The sequence below is a fragment of the Photobacterium carnosum genome, assembly GCF_021236965.1.
In the GTDB taxonomy this organism is placed as follows: domain Bacteria; phylum Pseudomonadota; class Gammaproteobacteria; order Enterobacterales; family Vibrionaceae; genus Photobacterium; species Photobacterium carnosum.
Genome location: NZ_WMDN01000002.1, coordinates 128,247 through 143,904 on the forward strand (window position 1 = coordinate 128,247; position 15,658 = coordinate 143,904).

Genomic DNA, 15,658 nt, shown 5'->3' on the forward strand with positions numbered 1-15,658 from the left:
AATATGAAAATTCTTATTGTTGATGATTTTTCAACAATGCGTCGAATTGTGAAAAATTTACTGCGGGATTTGGGGTTTAATAATACCGTAGAAGCGGATGATGGTTTAACCGCATTACCATTACTAAAGCGTGGTGATTTTGATTTTGTGGTGACTGATTGGAACATGCCAGGTATGCAAGGTATTGATTTGTTACGTCAAATCCGATCTGATGAGCAATTGAAACATTTGCCTGTATTAATGATTACCGCTGAAGCTAAACGCGATCAAATTATTGAAGCCGCTCAAGCTGGCGTCAATGGCTATATCGTTAAGCCTTTTAATGCAGTGACATTAAAAGAAAAATTGGCGAAGATTTTTGAACGATTACAGCAGTAATTATGTTTGGCATAGGGAAAGATAACCATGATTTCATTAGAGCAAGCACAGCAGTTAGTGGTGTTGCTTGAGCAAAGACAACAACAACAAGCTAACACGTTAGTGCAGACTTTAGTTGAACGTCATCATGCGCCTATGTATGAGGAAGTGGGGAAAATGACTCGCCAATTGCATGATTGTTTAGCCAGTTTTCGACAAGATCTACGTTGGCGGGATTTAGCGGAAACGGATATTCCAGATGCACGAGATAGTTTATCTTATGTTATTGATAAAACTGAAGCTGCTGCTAACCGCACTATGGACGCGGTTGAAATAACCTTGCCTATTGCTGAACAATTACAACAAACATTGCAGAGTCTTCATCCGCAATGGCAGCGATTAATGATTGGCCAAATTGCGTTGACCGATTTTAAACAGCTTTGTCATGATATTAATGCGTTATTGCTCCAAGTTGATCAAGATAGTTCACTGTTACGTGAGCATTTAACCGATATCTTAATGGCTCAAGATTTTCAAGATCTTACCGGACAGGTGATTCGACGAGTGATCACGTTAGTGCATGAAGTTGAAGAGCGAATGCTAGATGTTTTACAAGCATTTGGTCTTGAGCAAGCCTCTATTTCGACGGCAGAACAGCGATTACCGTTAGGCGTTATAGCTGAAGGACCTATTATAAATCCTCAGCAGCGTGAAGATACGGTTTCATCACAAGACGATGTTGATGATTTACTTTCAACTCTTGGATTTTAGAGAACTTTATGAGTTTTAATTTAGATGAAGATATCCTACAAGACTTTCTGATTGAAGCCGGAGAGATCCTTGAATTACTGTCTGAGCAATTGGTTGAGCTTGAACGTAGTCCTGATAATAGTGAATTATTAAACGCCATCTTTCGTGGTTTTCATACCGTAAAAGGTGGGGCTGGTTTTTTATCATTGACGGAGTTGGTTGAAGCTTGTCATGGCGCTGAAAATGTATTTGATCTCTTACGTACAGGTAAGCGTAAAGTGACCTCCGAATTAATGGATGTGATTTTAGAAGCGCTAGATTGTATTAATGTGATGTTTGCTCAAGTACAAGAACACCAGCCATTGATCAAAGCAGATAACGCATTATTGGGGCAATTACATCATTATAGTTTACCGCCAGTGACTGTTGACGTGACGCTTGACGCTGTAGTTGAAACTCCGGTAGTAAGCAGTAAACCCCCCGCGGTTTCTTTATCGGCAAGTGCGATTGCGGCTAATTCTGTTGATGATATTACCCAAGATGAATTTGAACGCTTATTAGATGAATTACATGGTGTGGGTCATTCACCATCATCATCACCAACTGCTGTTATCGCTAATACTGTTGCAAGTGTTGAAAGTAATGATATTACCGATGATGAGTTTGAACGTTTATTAGATGAGTTACATGGTAGTGGTAATGCCCCTGGCGCTGCCGATTCTGTGGTAACCGCTGCAACAATAGCTTCAACAGCAACGTCGGCTGAGATCACTGTAACGCCAATAACTGCGAATGAAAATAGCATGGGTGTTAGTGAAAATGTAATGACGGATGACGAGTTTGAAAATCTATTAGATGAATTACATGGTATTGGTTGCGCACCCCAGGTTGACCATGATCTATCTACATCTACGGATAAAGTTGTACACAGTACGCCAATTATCGAAGTAGCTGCTGTTAAAAATTCGGCGTTAGTTACGCCGCCAACGGTAATAAGTGAGCCTGCTAATCGTTCGCCATTGCCACCTAGTAAAGATAAACCTAAGCCACAGGCTGATACTACGGTACGTGTCGATACCTCAACCCTTGATATCATTATGAATATGGTGGGTGAGTTAGTCTTAGTGCGCAATCGACTTGTGAGTTTAGGCTTAAATACTACCGATGAAGAAATGTCAAAAGCGGTATCAACACTGGATGTTGTTACTGCTGATCTTCAAGGGGCGGTCATGAAAACCCGTATGCAGCCGATTAAGAAAGTTTTTGGTCGTTTTCCGCGTGTTGTACGTGATTTAGCCCGTAGCCTCAATAAAGAAATTGTGCTTGAGATGGTGGGTGAAGATACCGATCTTGATAAAAACTTAGTCGAAGCTTTGGCTGATCCGTTAGTTCACTTGGTTCGAAATTCAGTTGATCATGGTATTGAAATGCCAGCTGTACGAGAACAAGCAGGTAAATCATCGACTGGTAAAGTATTGTTATCCGCGTCACAAGAAGGGGATCATATTCGTTTAACCATTGCTGATGATGGTGCGGGTATGGATGCTAATAAATTGCGTCAGATTGCGATTGATCGTGGCATGATGGATCACGATGCGGCTTCTCGTTTGAGTGATAATGATGCTTATAACCTGATTTTTGCACCAGGATTTTCAACTAAAAAAGAGATTTCTGATATTTCAGGACGTGGTGTTGGCATGGATGTGGTGAAAACCAGCATTAACCAACTTAATGGCTCAATCGTGATTGATTCTACCTTAGGGAAAGGGACACGGATTGATATTAAAGTACCATTAACATTAGCAATCTTACCAACATTGATGGTTGGGGTCGCACAACAACCCTTTGCCTTACCATTGGCAAATGTGAATGAAATTTTTCATTTGGATTTAACTAAAACGCACACAGTTGATGGTCAATTGACGATTATTGTGCGTGAAAAAGCGATACCGTTATTTTATTTACAAGATTGGTTATCAAAAAAATCAAAGACTAATAAACAACATAATAGTTATGGTCATGTAGTGATTGTACAAACGGGGCCTCAACGGATCGGATTTGTTGTTGATAGTTTGATTGGCCAAGAAGAAGTGGTGATTAAACCATTAGATAAATTGCTAAAAGGAACGCCGGGTATGGCTGGGGCAACGATTACCAGTGATGGTCATATTGCACTTATTTTAGATGTGCCAAATCTATTAAATCATTATGTAAGACGCTAATTATTAAAAATAATGGTCATGTTATCCATGGTGTTCATGTTTACAGTGTTGTGTAAGTAAAGGAATAAAAGAAAATGGCAATAAAGGTGTTAGTCGTTGATGATTCAAGTTTTTTTCGTCGTCGCGTTAGTGAAATCATTAATGCTGATCCACGATTAACGGTTATTGGTAATGCCACTAACGGTAAAGAAGCATGTGAAATGGTTAAACATTTACAGCCTGATGTTATTACCATGGATATTGAAATGCCGGTGATGGATGGGATTACCGCTGTTCGTGAAATAATGAGAATTGCCCCAACACCTATTTTGATGTTTTCTTCTTTAACGCAAGCTGGCGCTAAATCAACCTTAGATGCATTGGATGCTGGCGCATTAGATTTCTTGCCGAAAAAATTTGAAGATATTGCCCGTAATCGTGATGATGCCGTCGATTTATTACAAAAACGCGTAGCGGAGTTAGCGGGTAAGCGCTTTTATTTGCGTAGAAATAGCAGTCTAGCTTCGTCAATTAAATCTGCATCAACGCCCTTTGTTCGTCATACTCCAGCCATAACGGCTAAAGTGATGGCAACACCGAACACCACGGTTACTTCGACCGCTGGACGTGCGCTAACGGGGTCTGCAATGGCAGGCTCGGCAATGACCCCATCAATGCCATTTCATTTTCGCGCATCAGGAAAAAAATATCAGCTACTCGCCATTGGTACTTCTACGGGTGGCCCAGTTGCTTTGCAAAAAATATTGACCCAATTACCTGCTAATTTTCCTCATCCGATTGTGTTAATACAGCATATGCCCGTGACATTTACTGCCGCTTTTGCTGCTCGATTGAATAACTTGTGCCGTATAGAAGTAAAAGAAGCCCAAGATGGCGATATACTACGTGCTGGCGTTGCTTATTTAGCGCAAGGCGGACAGCAGATGATGGTCGATGGACGTAACGTCGGAGCACGACTACGAATTATTGATGGTGGCGATCGAATGAATTATAAACCTTGTGTTGATGTGACGTTTGGATCAGCTGCAAAAGTGTTTAATGATCGGGTGTTATCAATAGTGCTGACGGGCATGGGTGCTGATGGGCGTGAAGGTGCTCGCATGCTAAAAGCCAATGGTTCGACCGTTTGGGCTCAAGATGAAGAGAGCTGTGTTGTATATGGTATGCCACAAGCAGTTGCTAAAGCTGGCATTTCTAGTCATGATCTTCCCCTCGACCGTATTGCTGAATGTATTTTAATTGAATTAGGTTTGTCATGAGGAGTTGCCGGTGGTTGTTTGGAGTATTGCAAACCAAAAGGGTGGAGTAGGGAAAACGACCACTACCATAGCATTAGCAGGATTATTAAGTGAGCAAAATCAACGGGTATTGGTAGTTGATACTGATCCCCATGGTTCATTAACAACCTATTTGAATTTTGATGCTGATTATGTGCCTGCCAGTTTATTTGATTTGTTTCAATTGCCTGAGATTAATCGAGATGGCGTAAGATCATTGATCTTAAGTACCACATTTAACAATATTGATATTATTCCTGCCCATATGTCATTGGCGACCTTAGATCGATCGATGGGTAATCGTAGTGGAATGGGGTTAGTCTTAAAGAAAGCCTTACACAGTGTCGCCATTGATTATGACTATGTATTAATTGATTGCCCGCCCATTCTTGGGGTGATGATGGTCAATGCATTGGCGGCCAGTGATCGTATTTTAATTCCGGTACAAACAGAGTTCTTAGCCATGAAAGGTTTAGAACGGATGTTGCGTACTTTACAGATTATGCAACGTTCAAAACCGACTGAATTTGATGTCACTATTGTACCAACTATGTATGACAAGCGTACTCGTGCATCATTGCAAACGTTACAAGACTTAAAAACCCGTTATTCTGATCAAGTGTGGATGTCTGCTATTCCCATTGATACTAAGTTTCGTGATGCCAGTATTAAACATATGCCGCCCTCATTGTATGCTCCTAATTGTCGAGGGGTTTTTGCTTATAAAACGTTACTGAATCACTTAACAAGATTAGTGCACAATGAATAATAAACCGTTAACAAGTGAACAAGCATTAGATGATTATTTCGGTGATTTACTGTTAGAGACTGATCCACAACCGATAGCAGAGATCAAACCGACGGTATTTTGTGAGCCATCAGCGTCACAACAATTACAACAATTATTAGCGCAAATACCACCACAACTTGATGTTGAACCTCTGGTTGTGGCTGTGATTGATGCAGAACCAGAACCAGAACCAGAACCAGAACCAGAACCAGAGTTTGTCGCATGGCAACATCATGGGCAACAACAACCATTTCAATCTTTGTTTTTTGAAGTGAATGGGATGATGTTTGCGGTGGCATTAACCGAGTTAGGTGCGATTTATCAGCTTGGTGAATTGAACCATATAGTGGGTCGCCCAGCATGGTATTTAGGATTAGCTCCGTTACCACAATACAATGTTGATGTGGTTGATACGGCGCATTGGGTAATGGCTGATAAGTTAACTAATGACCATTATCGTGATAATTATCGTTATATGGTAATGCTAGGGAATAGTCAGTGGGGCCTAGCTTGCGATAAGTTACATGGTACTCAAACGTTAATGACAACAGATATTCGGTGGCGAGAACAAGCCGGTAAGCGGCCGTGGTTAGCGGGAATGGTAAAACAAAAGATGTGTGCTCTGATCCATGTTGATGCATTAATTCAAATGTTGAATAAAGGCTTAGATGTTAATAGTGGCGCGAGTTGAGGCGTCAAAAAGGAAATAGTATGTCCCAAGTAAATATAACGGAAAAACAAAAAGACGGCGTTAATGATCAGGTATTGCAATGGGTTACTTTTCAATTAGAAAATGAAACCTATGGCATTAATGTTATGCAGGTACGGGAAGTTTTACGCTATTCAGAGATAGCACCGGTGCCAGGTGCGCCTGATTACGTGATTGGTATTATTAATTTACGTGGCAATGTTGTTACCGTTATTGATACTCGTGCTCGTTTTGGTTTACAGCATGGTGAGATTTCAGATAGCACACGTATTGTCATCATTGAAGCAGAAACGCAAGTGATCGGTATTTTAGTTGATAGTGTCGCTGAAGTGGTTTATTTGCGTAATTCTGAAATTGATAGTACCCCTTGTGTCGGAACAGAAGAAAGTGCCAAGTTTATTCAAGGTGTCAGTAACCATGACGATCAATTATTGATATTAGTTGACTTAAATAAACTGTTGTCTGAAGACGAGTGGGATGAGGTCGCATATTTGTAATGGATATAATACTTCAACAATGGCTACCTGTTGCTATTTCGGTGTTAATTGCGATAACTGCAACGGTATTAATTAGCCGTGAGCGTCGAGCCCGAAAAGCATTAGAAATAAAATTTTCAGCTATTGAAACAGTATTAAAAAATTCACGTTTACAGTATGAAAGTTTAACTAAGCAATTTAATGAATTACGTACTGGCAGCATTGGTATGAGTGATAAGTTAGTTGATTTGATTGAGCAGCTTGAACAGGTTGAAGAACGTCAAAATGAGATTGCCATGAATGACTCTGGTGGGCGGTTATACAGTCGCGCCAGCAAGATGGTCGAACTTGGGGCGGATGTTAACGAGCTAATGACTGAATGCGACTTGCCAAAAGCGGAAGCGGAATTAATGCTGAGCTTACAAAAAAGTATGTCCCAACATTATCGGCGTTAACTCGTTAGATTTAACCATCACACTATGCTGTAAGATCAATATTTTCAAACCCTTCCCACCCTGGAGGGGTTTTTCCGTTTAGGTACCATGAAAATGCAATTAACTCTGCAATGATGAGATATAACTCCTGTGGAATATGATCATTGAGATCAAAACTATTGAGGTATTGCGCTAATACTGGATCTTGATGAATTAGCCCACCTTGTTGTTTTACTTGTTCAATAATGTGCTGTGCTAATTGATCGTAGCCTTTAGCCGCTATATAGGGGCTTTGCTTACCATCATAGCGTAACGCAATCGCTTGTTGCGGGTCGGATGTTGACTTGATTGTCATATTTATCTTCTAATAATTATACTTTTATTAATAAACCCGATAACGCTGGTGGCATATTTTGTGGTTGCTGAATGATCAGTTTATAGTGTGGCGGGGTGCTATTTATACCTAATTGTTGTAATCGTGAAATTAAATAAGGTGTAACCCGTTCAATATGATGTAATAACGTTTGATTGGCACATTCAAAGCGAGTGCTTAACTGTTGTTGATGCCAACAAGCAATAACATTCATCTTATCTATTGTACCAATAGGTAAACTCAATTTGACGGTCCATTTGTTATTGTTATTCTTAACAGTATTTGTTTTCTTTGGTTGGTGATTGTTCACTTGTAGTGAAATAGTTTGGCCGTTGGCTTGCACCCATTGTAGATGGATATTGTTATTATCTGGTGAACGTTGATTTTCTGGTCCTCGTTGTTCACCCGCAAGGCGTAATAATGCAGTGAATTCTTGCTGTTGTTCAGGGCTAAGCTGATTTAACCACTGACTTAGAGGACTTGACGATTGCGATAGTTGCAGTAATAACGTCGCTAAGGTTTTATTGCCAATATTGTGTTGTAGCCAATTGATTAATGCGGGTTGATTATTGGGTAGTAATAATTGGTTAAATAACTGTTGTAGTGGTTGTGGTGCCACATGGGTTGACTTAACTGTACCTAAGTTTAACGGAATCAATAAATTTGTAACTAATTGTTGCAAGCTATTCATAAATAATAATAATTGTGGCAGTTGAGATATAAGTTTTGAGTTGCTGCTGGTAATTATTGTTGGTAATTCTATATGTGAAGTCTTAGATGCTATGTTAACCATTTCAATTTTTGATGGTTTTTCTATAAATATAGATTGATTTGGTGATATTTTTGTTTGCATTTGTTTCACATTTACTTACGTTAGTTAACGATTAAGAAGCAGAGCAGTTTAGTCAATTTGTTAGCCATTGTGGTATTATGCGGCTATTTTGTGACACCTAGGATACATTATTTTATGTTGTCAGTAGCAAATTTGAGCTGTGTTCGTGATGAACGCGTATTATTTGATGAATTAAATTTCACGATTTCAAGTGGTGAATTAGTTCAAATTGAAGGTCCAAATGGGGCGGGCAAAACAACCTTATTAAGGATTATTGCTGGCCTAGGTCATTCAGACAGTGGTGAAGTGCAGTGGTGTAATGAAAATATTACGACTGCCCGTGAAGATTATCATCAAGCACTATTGTTTTTAGGGCATCAAACAGGCGTAAAGCGTGAGCTTACGGCCTTTGAGAACTTGGCTTTTTTTCAATCAATGCATACGAGTGAGCAAGGCTCAGATCTCAAAGGAACACCTGCAGTAAATGGTGAGGGTGCTCTGTGGCAAGCTTTAGCACATGTTGGTTTAGCTGGGCGTGAAGATATTAGTGCTGGGCAGTTATCCGCAGGTCAACAACGTCGTGTTGCTTTGGCGAGATTATGGTTAAGTAATCATAAATTGTGGGTGCTTGATGAACCGTTAACTGCAATCGATAAGCAAGGTATAAAGGTGCTTGAAGCGCTTTTTTTAGCTCATGCAGAACGTGGTGGAATGGTATTATTAACCACCCACCAAGACATGTTTGTTGACAGTGATCGTTTAAGAAAAATTAAGCTAGGATAATAATAATGCTTAACACCCTTATCCAAATTATTCGTCGTGAGTTATTGATAGCTTATCGTCGACAAGCGGATATTTTTAATCCGTTATGGTTTTTTATTATTGTTATCACGTTGTTTCCTTTAGGCATAGGGCCTGAGCCTAATTTATTAGCCCGTATTGCCCCTGGTATTATTTGGGTAGCAGCATTATTAGCGGCATTGCTCTCTATGGAGCGTTTATTTCGAGATGACTATCTTGATGGTTCATTAGAACAAATGTTGTTAATGCCAATACCACTGTCGGTTACGGCCTTTGGTAAAATGATTGCTCACTGGTTACTTACCGGATTACCGTTGATTTTAATTAGTCCGTTATTAGCGATTTTATTGTCACTCAATTTACATACTTGGATCGCAGTGTTATTAACGTTACTGATTGGTACGCCAACATTGAGCTTTTTAGGCGCAATTGGAATGGCATTAACGGTTGGATTACGAAAAGGTGGCGTTTTATTGAGCTTGCTCATACTGCCTTTGTATATACCTGTGCTTATATTCGCAACCTCTGCGATTGAGGCGGCAAGTTTGGGCATGGCTTATGATGGTCAATTAGCCATCATGGGGGCGATGTTAGCTGGGTCGTTGACCTTAGCGCCATTTGCTGTGGCAGCCTCACTCAGGATCAGTGTTAATTAACCAATGAATTTTTTCTTTAGCACTTACACGATATTCAAGTGTGAGGTGGTGAAGAAAGCGAGAGTGATAATGTTGCTCTCAGTGACGTATTTATTATTTATTATAAGTTGAGAGCATTATGTGGAAGTGGCTACATCCCTACGCTAAAGCAGAAAACACCTATCGATTATGCGGTAAGTTGTTGCCTTGGTTTTCTATTATCGCTTTGATTTCTATTTTAGTGGGATCGGTATGGGGACTCTTATTTGTTCCTGCTGACTATCAACAAGGCGATAGCTTTAGGATTATTTATATTCACGTACCCGCAGCCATTTGGTCGATGAGTATTTATGTCACCATGGCTATTTCTTCTTTTGTTGGCCTTGTGTGGCAGATTCGAATGTCGGATATGGCTGCCGCTGCAATGGCTCCTATTGGTGCCGTATTTACCTTTATTGCTCTAATTACAGGGGCTATTTGGGGTAAACCTATGTGGGGTGCTTGGTGGGTTTGGGATGCTCGCTTAACGTCTGAATTGATTCTATTGTTTTTATATCTTGGTGTTATTGCATTGTATAACGCGTTTGATGATCACAAAACAGCAGCCAAAGCGGCGGGTATATTGTCAATTGTCGGCGTGATTAACATTCCAATTATTCACTATTCTGTTGAATGGTGGAATACCCTTCATCAAGGTGCAACGATTTCTAAATTTGGCAAACCTTCAATGTCAAATGATATGTTATGGCCATTGTTGGTGATGTTACTTGGTTTTGGTTGTTTCTTTGCTGCTGTCACGTTGATACGGTTACGCAATGAAATTCTATCACGTGAGAGCCACCGCCCTTGGGTGCAGAAGTTGGTGAAGTGAGATCGTTATGTATTTTGATTCTATAAATGATTTTTTTGCGATGGGCGGTTATGCAGGCTACGTTTGGAGTGCCTACGCTATTTCTTTTCTATCGATGTTATGGGTTTTATTTTCAAGCTTAACAACGAAACGCCGTTTGTTACGCGAAATTAAAAATAAAATGGCGCGTGAACAACGCATTCAAGAAGCAAAAACATTGGAGAACACACTATGACCCCAAGACGTCAAAAACGTTTAGTCATTGTACTGGCGTTAGTGCTTGGACTCGGTGCTACGGTTGGACTCGTGTTATACGCGCTTAACCAAAATATGAATTTATTCTATACACCTTCAGAATTAATTAACGGTAAGTCTGATGGTGGTGCTAGACCTGAAATTGGGCAGCGATTACGTATTGGTGGCATGGTTGTAAAAGGGTCAGTTAAACGCGATCCTAAATCATTACGCATTACATTTAAAGTTGCTGATATTGGTCCTTCAGTTACCGTTATTTATGATGGTATTCTGCCGGATCTATTTCGTGAAGGCCAAGGTATTGTGGCACAGGGTGTATTGATTAACCCAACCACAGTTAAAGCAAGTGAAGTGCTTGCAAAGCATGATGAAAACTATATGCCACCTGAAGTGGCAGATGCAATGAAGATAAACCATAAACAACTTAAATACACTGAAGAACAACTACAAGGTAAGTGATCAATGATCCCTGAATTAGGCCAATTCGCTCTTATAGCCGCACTTGCGCTATCGGTGCTGGCCAGCATTTACCCATTGTATGGTGCCACGGTTGGTAACCAAGCAATGATGCGTATGGCACGACCACTGTCCTACGGAATATTCGGCATGCTTGCATTGTCGTTTGGTATTTTGAGCTGGTCGTTCTATAGCAATGATTTTACGGTAGCGTATGTTGCCAGTAACTCAACCAGTTTACTGCCATGGTATTACCGTTTAACCGCAGTATGGGGCGGGCATGAAGGTTCATTGATGCTATGGGTACTTATCCAAGCGGGTTGGGCAGCAGCTGTTGCTCGATTTAGCCGTGGTATGCCTCTAGATGCAGTGGCGCGTGTACTTTCCGTTATGGGTATGGTGGCAGTGGGTTTCTTACTGTTTATCATCGTAACATCGAATCCATTTTTGCGCACATTGCCAAACTTCCCAGTACAAGGTCGTGACTTAAACCCATTGCTTCAAGATCCCGGTTTAATTGTTCACCCACCAATGTTGTACATGGGTTATGTTGGTTTCTCGGTTGCATTCTCGTTTGCTATTGCATCGCTAATGACTGGCCGTTTAGATACGGCTTGGGCTCGTTGGTCGCGTCCTTGGACAATTGCTGCATGGTCATTCTTGACATTAGGTATCGCACTAGGCTCGTGGTGGGCTTATTACGAACTTGGCTGGGGCGGCTGGTGGTTCTGGGATCCAGTCGAAAACGCATCATTAATGCCATGGCTTGCAGGTACGGCACTAATGCACTCATTATCAGTAACTGAAAAACGCGGTACATTTAAAGCGTGGACAGTATTACTGGCGATTTCTGCTTTCTCATTAAGTCTATTAGGCACGTTCTTAGTTCGTTCTGGTGTGTTGGTTTCTGTGCACGCGTTTGCATCTGATCCCTCACGCGGTATGTTTATTCTTGGCTTCTTAGTGGTGGTTATTGGCGGTTCATTACTGCTTTACGCCTTACGTGGTGGTCAAATCCGTTCTCGTGGCAACTATGCGCTGTTCTCACGTGAAAACTTCTTATTAGCCAATAATTTATTATTAGTTGCTGCGTTATTAGTGGTATTGATTGGTACATTACTGCCGTTAGTTCATAAGCAATTAGGCTTAGGTTCTGTTTCTATTGGCGAACCGTTCTTTAATACTCTATTTACATGGTTAATGGTGCCATTCTCATTCTTAATGGGTATCGGTCCTCTGGTTCGCTGGAAGCGTGATAACTTTGCTTCAATCGCGAAACCAATGTTGTGGTGTGGTTTATTTACTGTTCCATTCTCATTCTTAGTTATTTATTTAACAGCAAGCGTTGTGGAACCATTAGCGGTTGTCGGTGTGATGATGGCAGTGTGGATTATTGTTCTCCACCTTGTTGAAATCTACCGTCGTGCGACTCACCGTCACTCTTTCCTTGATGGATTAGGTAAGCTAGGACGTAGTCATTGGGCAATGATGTTAGGCCATCTTGGTTTAGCGGTTGCTATTATTGGTATGACATTAGTATCAAATTACGGTATCGAACGTGATTTACGGATGTCACCAGGTCAATCTGTTAATGTGAAAGGCTATGATTTCCATTTTGCCGGTTTACGTGACGCTGATGGTCCTAACTATGACGGTTATGTGGCTGACTTTGAAATTAGCCGTAACGGTATTGATATTACAACGCTACATGCTGAAAAACGTTATTACACCGTTGCTGGCTCAATGATGACAGAAGCAGCAATTGATAGCGGCTTTACGCGTGATCTTTATGTCGCTATGGGCGAGCGTTTAGGTAATGACGGTGCGTGGGCTGTGCGTATGTACTACAAGCCATTTGTTAATTGGATGTGGATGGGTGCGTTCTTAATGGCGCTAGGTGGTGCTTTTGCAATCAGCGATAAGCGTTACCGATTCCGTAAGCCTGCTAACATTGCTGCTAATGACAAAAAATCGGAGGCAAAGCTAACTAATGAATAAGAAGCTATTATTTATTCCTTTAGTATTGTTTTTAGGGTTAGTTGTGATGTTTATGGTCCAGCTAAGCCGCAATGCCGCGGGTGATGATCCGACAAAGCTTGAATCGGTGTTAGTGGGGAAACCTGTTCCTGCCTTTAAGCTGGAAGATTTGTTTGAGCCAGGTAAAGAATATCAGCAAACGATTTTTAAAGGCCAACCACTGCTATTAAATGTATGGGCGACGTGGTGTCCTACATGTCAAGCTGAGCATCAATACTTAAACGTGTTGGCGAAGCAAGGGGTGAAGATCATTGGTTTAAACTACAAAGATCAGCGACCTAAAGCGATTAGATGGCTTAAAGAGTTAGGTAATCCTTACATGATCTCTTTGTTTGATGGCAATGGCATGTTAGGCATGGATCTTGGCGTTTATGGCGCACCTGAAACCTTCTTGGTTGATGCGAATGGTATTATTCGTTACCGCCATGTAGGTGATGTGAATCCAGAAAACTGGAACAAGACTCTTGAGCCGCTTTATAAGAAATTACAAGCGGAAGCAAAAAATAAGGCTATGCAAACGGAGGCAAAAGCACAATGAAACGCTTCTTTGCTTTAATGTTTGCACTTGGACTGACTTTTTCGATGGTTGCACCCGCATTGGCTGCAATTGATGTGTATGATTTTAAAAATCCAGCACAAGAGAAGCAGTTTCAAGAGTTAACAGAGACTTTACGTTGTCCTAAATGTCAAAATAACAGCATCGCTGATTCTAATGCGACCTTAGCAGAAGATATGCGTCTGAAAAGCTACGAGCTGTTAAAAGAAGGCAAAACCAAACAGCAAGTCATTGATTATATGATTGCTCGTTACGGTAATTTCGTAACGTATGATCCTGCAGTGACAGCATCAACAATAATCTTATGGGCTGGTCCCATTGGCTTTATTGTGATTGGTTTTACCATCTTGGTTTATCGTTCACGCAAAAAAAGTGAGCTAGCCAAAGATGAGCCACTTGATGATGTTGAGTCGGAACGTTTGCAGGGGTTGTTGGCTGAAATGGCGCAGCAAGATACTGAAGCTACCAATAATCAGACAAAGGTAAATAAATGACGCTGTTTTGGATTTTAACCGCGGTCTTGGTTTTAATTGCGATCGCCATCTTTGTAATTCCGATGTATATCGGTAAAGAGCATGACGATGCGGCAAGCCGAGATGAGCTTAATAAAGCCTTCTTTAAAGATCGTATTCATGAGCTTGAAGAAGAATCCCAAGAAGGTTTGGTCGATAGTCAGCAAGATATGGTGTCTGACTTACAACAAACATTACTGGATGACTTGCCTGTTACTGAAAAGAAACAATCAATACATGTTAGCCCAGCAATGCTTGTACCGGGTTTGATTTTGATTGTGGGTATTTGTTACGGTGTTTATGGCGCAGTTGGTAGCAGTGCTAAAGTTGAGGCATGGCATCAGGCTGTAAATCGCTTACCAGAGCTAACACAACGTCTAATGGGTGATAATGCAGCGAATGAACCACTGTCTGATCAAGACATGTCGGATCTTACGTTGGCATTGCGGACTAAATTGCACAAAGACGGTGATGATCCAATGGGATGGTTACTGTTAGGTCGAATTGCTATTGCTAATCGCGATGGTGCAACGGCTGAAATGGCAATGAAACGTGCTTATGATCTTAATCCTGTTGATCTCGCTATTCGTTTAGGTTATGCGCAAACATTAATGTTAAGTGGTAAGCCGGGTCAAAGTGAGTTAGCTCGTCAACTTTTACGTCAGGTGATCAAGAGCGATCATACTAACGTTCAAGCATTGTCGTTATTAGCCTTTGATGCCTTTGAGCAGAAAAATTATCAGCAAGCGGTCGATTATTGGACGATGATGAAAACCCTTATCGGTCCTAATGATTCACGTACGCCAATGCTAACCCGTAGTATTGAACGTGCAAAAATGCGTATCAACAGTGCGGATGGCTCAGCAGTTGTCTCCGATCCAACGGCAATTGATGAAACAACAACACAACCTAAAACGCAAAATCTCGATACAGATAAGCAAGTTACTGCTACTATAGCGCTAGGTAAAAATGTTGTGTTGCCAAAGCAGGGAGATATTATTATCTCGGTACATGATGCTGATGGTTCACCAATGCCCATTGCTGCAGTGAAATTACCATTATCAACTAAATTTCCATTAACGGTGACGTTAACAGATAAAGACAGCATGATCCCACAACGACAACTATCATCATTATCAGAGATGATTATTAAAGCACGTGTGGATAGCGATGGTAACGTAATGACTAAACAGGGTGATTGGTACGGCCAAAGCAGCCAAACTCCCTTAGGTGGAGAAACAGCGTTTGTCATTAATAAGCAATATTAATTAATTAATTGATTTATTGCTAAAGTGAATAAAGCAGGCTGAATATTGATGTTCAGCCTGTTTTTTAT

The 15,658-nt window shown here is 40.8% G+C and carries 19 protein-coding genes; 17 read left to right on the forward strand and 2 right to left on the reverse strand.

Translation table 11 applies throughout. The features are described 5' to 3' along the window. Nucleotides 1-3 precede the first annotated feature (3 nt). From GLP24_RS02540 to GLP24_RS02575, 8 genes are all read left to right on the forward strand, one after another. Complete coding sequence (locus tag GLP24_RS02540; protein ID WP_232578445.1) at nucleotides 4-378, forward strand: chemotaxis response regulator CheY; 375 nt, start codon at nucleotides 4-6, stop codon at nucleotides 376-378. A 27-nt stretch (nucleotides 379-405) separates the two neighbouring features. Continuing rightward, a complete protein-coding gene (locus GLP24_RS02545; RefSeq protein ID WP_101767260.1) occupies nucleotides 406-1,128 on the forward strand; it encodes a protein phosphatase CheZ in 723 nt (240 codons plus the stop codon). Between the two features lie 8 nt (nucleotides 1,129-1,136). Then, on the forward strand, nucleotides 1,137-3,329 hold the full coding sequence (locus GLP24_RS02550) for a chemotaxis protein CheA (protein ID WP_232615483.1): 2,193 nt from the start codon (nucleotides 1,137-1,139) through the stop codon (nucleotides 3,327-3,329). 74 nt (nucleotides 3,330-3,403) lie between these two features. Further along, a complete protein-coding gene (locus tag GLP24_RS02555) occupies nucleotides 3,404-4,588 on the forward strand; it encodes a protein-glutamate methylesterase/protein-glutamine glutaminase (protein ID WP_101767258.1) in 1,185 nt (394 codons plus the stop codon). A gap of 10 nt (nucleotides 4,589-4,598) precedes the next feature. Continuing rightward, complete coding sequence (locus GLP24_RS02560) at nucleotides 4,599-5,375, forward strand: ParA family protein (RefSeq protein WP_101767257.1); 777 nt, start codon at nucleotides 4,599-4,601, stop codon at nucleotides 5,373-5,375. After that, nucleotides 5,368-6,087, forward strand: a complete 720-nt coding sequence (locus GLP24_RS02565) for a chemotaxis protein CheW (protein ID WP_232615484.1) — start codon at nucleotides 5,368-5,370, stop codon at nucleotides 6,085-6,087. The genes GLP24_RS02560 and GLP24_RS02565 overlap by 8 nt, the downstream gene beginning before the upstream one ends. Nucleotides 6,088-6,107: 20 nt before the next feature. Then, nucleotides 6,108-6,602 carry a chemotaxis protein CheW gene (locus GLP24_RS02570; protein ID WP_101767255.1) on the forward strand — a complete coding sequence of 165 codons (495 nt, stop codon included), beginning with the start codon at nucleotides 6,108-6,110 and terminating at the stop codon, nucleotides 6,600-6,602. Beyond that, entirely contained in the window at nucleotides 6,602-7,036 is a 435-nt protein-coding gene (locus tag GLP24_RS02575; protein WP_101767254.1) for a DUF2802 domain-containing protein, read from the forward strand. Before GLP24_RS02570 ends, GLP24_RS02575 begins: the two co-directional genes overlap by 1 nt. Nucleotides 7,037-7,058: 22 nt before the next feature. On the opposite strand, the gene GLP24_RS02580 is transcribed toward GLP24_RS02575, so the two are convergent. After that, the gene (locus GLP24_RS02580; RefSeq protein ID WP_221942748.1) at nucleotides 7,059-7,370 is read right to left on the reverse strand and encodes an EscU/YscU/HrcU family type III secretion system export apparatus switch protein; all 312 of its coding nucleotides are present in this window, start codon (nucleotides 7,368-7,370) and stop codon (nucleotides 7,059-7,061) included. A 16-nt stretch (nucleotides 7,371-7,386) separates the two neighbouring features. Then, the gene (locus GLP24_RS02585) at nucleotides 7,387-8,241 is read right to left on the reverse strand and encodes a hypothetical protein (protein ID WP_232576842.1); all 855 of its coding nucleotides are present in this window, start codon (nucleotides 8,239-8,241) and stop codon (nucleotides 7,387-7,389) included. A 114-nt stretch (nucleotides 8,242-8,355) separates the two neighbouring features. On the opposite strand from GLP24_RS02585, the gene ccmA reads away from it, so the two are divergent. From ccmA to ccmI, 9 genes are all read left to right on the forward strand, one after another. Next, nucleotides 8,356-9,003 (forward strand): cytochrome c biogenesis heme-transporting ATPase CcmA, encoded by a 648-nt coding sequence (ccmA, locus tag GLP24_RS02590; protein WP_101767251.1) that lies wholly within the window; start codon nucleotides 8,356-8,358, stop codon nucleotides 9,001-9,003. Nucleotides 9,004-9,008: 5 nt separating this feature from the next. Further along, entirely contained in the window at nucleotides 9,009-9,677 is a 669-nt protein-coding gene (gene ccmB / locus GLP24_RS02595; protein WP_101767250.1) for a heme exporter protein CcmB, read from the forward strand. 118 nt (nucleotides 9,678-9,795) lie between these two features. After that, nucleotides 9,796-10,527, forward strand: coding sequence for a heme ABC transporter permease (locus GLP24_RS02600; RefSeq protein WP_101767249.1), 732 nt, complete (start codon nucleotides 9,796-9,798; stop codon nucleotides 10,525-10,527). A gap of 7 nt (nucleotides 10,528-10,534) precedes the next feature. Then, the gene (gene ccmD / locus GLP24_RS02605) at nucleotides 10,535-10,741 is read left to right on the forward strand and encodes a heme exporter protein CcmD (protein ID WP_101767248.1); all 207 of its coding nucleotides are present in this window, start codon (nucleotides 10,535-10,537) and stop codon (nucleotides 10,739-10,741) included. Next, nucleotides 10,738-11,220 carry a cytochrome c maturation protein CcmE gene (ccmE, locus tag GLP24_RS02610; protein WP_101767247.1) on the forward strand — a complete coding sequence of 161 codons (483 nt, stop codon included), beginning with the start codon at nucleotides 10,738-10,740 and terminating at the stop codon, nucleotides 11,218-11,220. Before ccmD ends, ccmE begins: the two co-directional genes overlap by 4 nt. A 3-nt stretch (nucleotides 11,221-11,223) precedes the next feature. After that, nucleotides 11,224-13,215, forward strand: a complete 1,992-nt coding sequence (locus GLP24_RS02615) for a heme lyase CcmF/NrfE family subunit (protein WP_152653926.1) — start codon at nucleotides 11,224-11,226, stop codon at nucleotides 13,213-13,215. Beyond that, entirely contained in the window at nucleotides 13,208-13,792 is a 585-nt protein-coding gene (locus tag GLP24_RS02620) for a DsbE family thiol:disulfide interchange protein (RefSeq protein ID WP_101767245.1), read from the forward strand. The genes GLP24_RS02615 and GLP24_RS02620 overlap by 8 nt, the downstream gene beginning before the upstream one ends. Further along, nucleotides 13,789-14,304 (forward strand): cytochrome c-type biogenesis protein, encoded by a 516-nt coding sequence (locus GLP24_RS02625; protein WP_101767244.1) that lies wholly within the window; start codon nucleotides 13,789-13,791, stop codon nucleotides 14,302-14,304. The genes GLP24_RS02620 and GLP24_RS02625 overlap by 4 nt, the downstream gene beginning before the upstream one ends. Next, nucleotides 14,301-15,590: a c-type cytochrome biogenesis protein CcmI gene (ccmI, locus tag GLP24_RS02630; protein ID WP_101767243.1), complete on the forward strand. Its 1,290-nt coding sequence runs from the start codon at nucleotides 14,301-14,303 to the stop codon at nucleotides 15,588-15,590. The genes GLP24_RS02625 and ccmI overlap by 4 nt, the downstream gene beginning before the upstream one ends. Nucleotides 15,591-15,658: the final 68 nt, after the last annotated feature.

Excerpts from the sequence above, each read along its gene's own strand:
- ccmI (WP_101767243.1), top strand. The coding sequence starts at position 14,301 with ATGACGCTGTTTTGGATTTTAACCGCGGTCTTGGTTTTAATTGCGATC.
- GLP24_RS02575 (WP_101767254.1), top strand. The coding sequence starts at position 6,602 with ATGGATATAATACTTCAACAATGGCTACCTGTTGCTATTTCGGTGTTA.
- GLP24_RS02615 (WP_152653926.1), top strand. The coding sequence starts at position 11,224 with ATGATCCCTGAATTAGGCCAATTCGCTCTTATAGCCGCACTTGCGCTA.
- GLP24_RS02565 (WP_232615484.1), top strand. The coding sequence starts at position 5,368 with ATGAATAATAAACCGTTAACAAGTGAACAAGCATTAGATGATTATTTC.
- GLP24_RS02600 (WP_101767249.1), top strand. The coding sequence starts at position 9,796 with ATGTGGAAGTGGCTACATCCCTACGCTAAAGCAGAAAACACCTATCGA.
- GLP24_RS02580 (WP_221942748.1), bottom strand. The coding sequence starts at position 7,370 with ATGACAATCAAGTCAACATCCGACCCGCAACAAGCGATTGCGTTACGC.
- GLP24_RS02540 (WP_232578445.1), top strand. The coding sequence starts at position 4 with ATGAAAATTCTTATTGTTGATGATTTTTCAACAATGCGTCGAATTGTG.
- ccmE (WP_101767247.1), top strand. The coding sequence starts at position 10,738 with ATGACCCCAAGACGTCAAAAACGTTTAGTCATTGTACTGGCGTTAGTG.
- ccmB (WP_101767250.1), top strand. The coding sequence starts at position 9,009 with ATGCTTAACACCCTTATCCAAATTATTCGTCGTGAGTTATTGATAGCT.
- GLP24_RS02570 (WP_101767255.1), top strand. The coding sequence starts at position 6,108 with ATGTCCCAAGTAAATATAACGGAAAAACAAAAAGACGGCGTTAATGAT.
- GLP24_RS02550 (WP_232615483.1), top strand. The coding sequence starts at position 1,137 with ATGAGTTTTAATTTAGATGAAGATATCCTACAAGACTTTCTGATTGAA.
- GLP24_RS02585 (WP_232576842.1), bottom strand. The coding sequence starts at position 8,241 with ATGCAAACAAAAATATCACCAAATCAATCTATATTTATAGAAAAACCA.
- ccmD (WP_101767248.1), top strand. The coding sequence starts at position 10,535 with ATGTATTTTGATTCTATAAATGATTTTTTTGCGATGGGCGGTTATGCA.
- GLP24_RS02555 (WP_101767258.1), top strand. The coding sequence starts at position 3,404 with ATGGCAATAAAGGTGTTAGTCGTTGATGATTCAAGTTTTTTTCGTCGT.
- GLP24_RS02620 (WP_101767245.1), top strand. The coding sequence starts at position 13,208 with ATGAATAAGAAGCTATTATTTATTCCTTTAGTATTGTTTTTAGGGTTA.
- GLP24_RS02625 (WP_101767244.1), top strand. The coding sequence starts at position 13,789 with ATGAAACGCTTCTTTGCTTTAATGTTTGCACTTGGACTGACTTTTTCG.
- ccmA (WP_101767251.1), top strand. The coding sequence starts at position 8,356 with ATGTTGTCAGTAGCAAATTTGAGCTGTGTTCGTGATGAACGCGTATTA.
- GLP24_RS02545 (WP_101767260.1), top strand. The coding sequence starts at position 406 with ATGATTTCATTAGAGCAAGCACAGCAGTTAGTGGTGTTGCTTGAGCAA.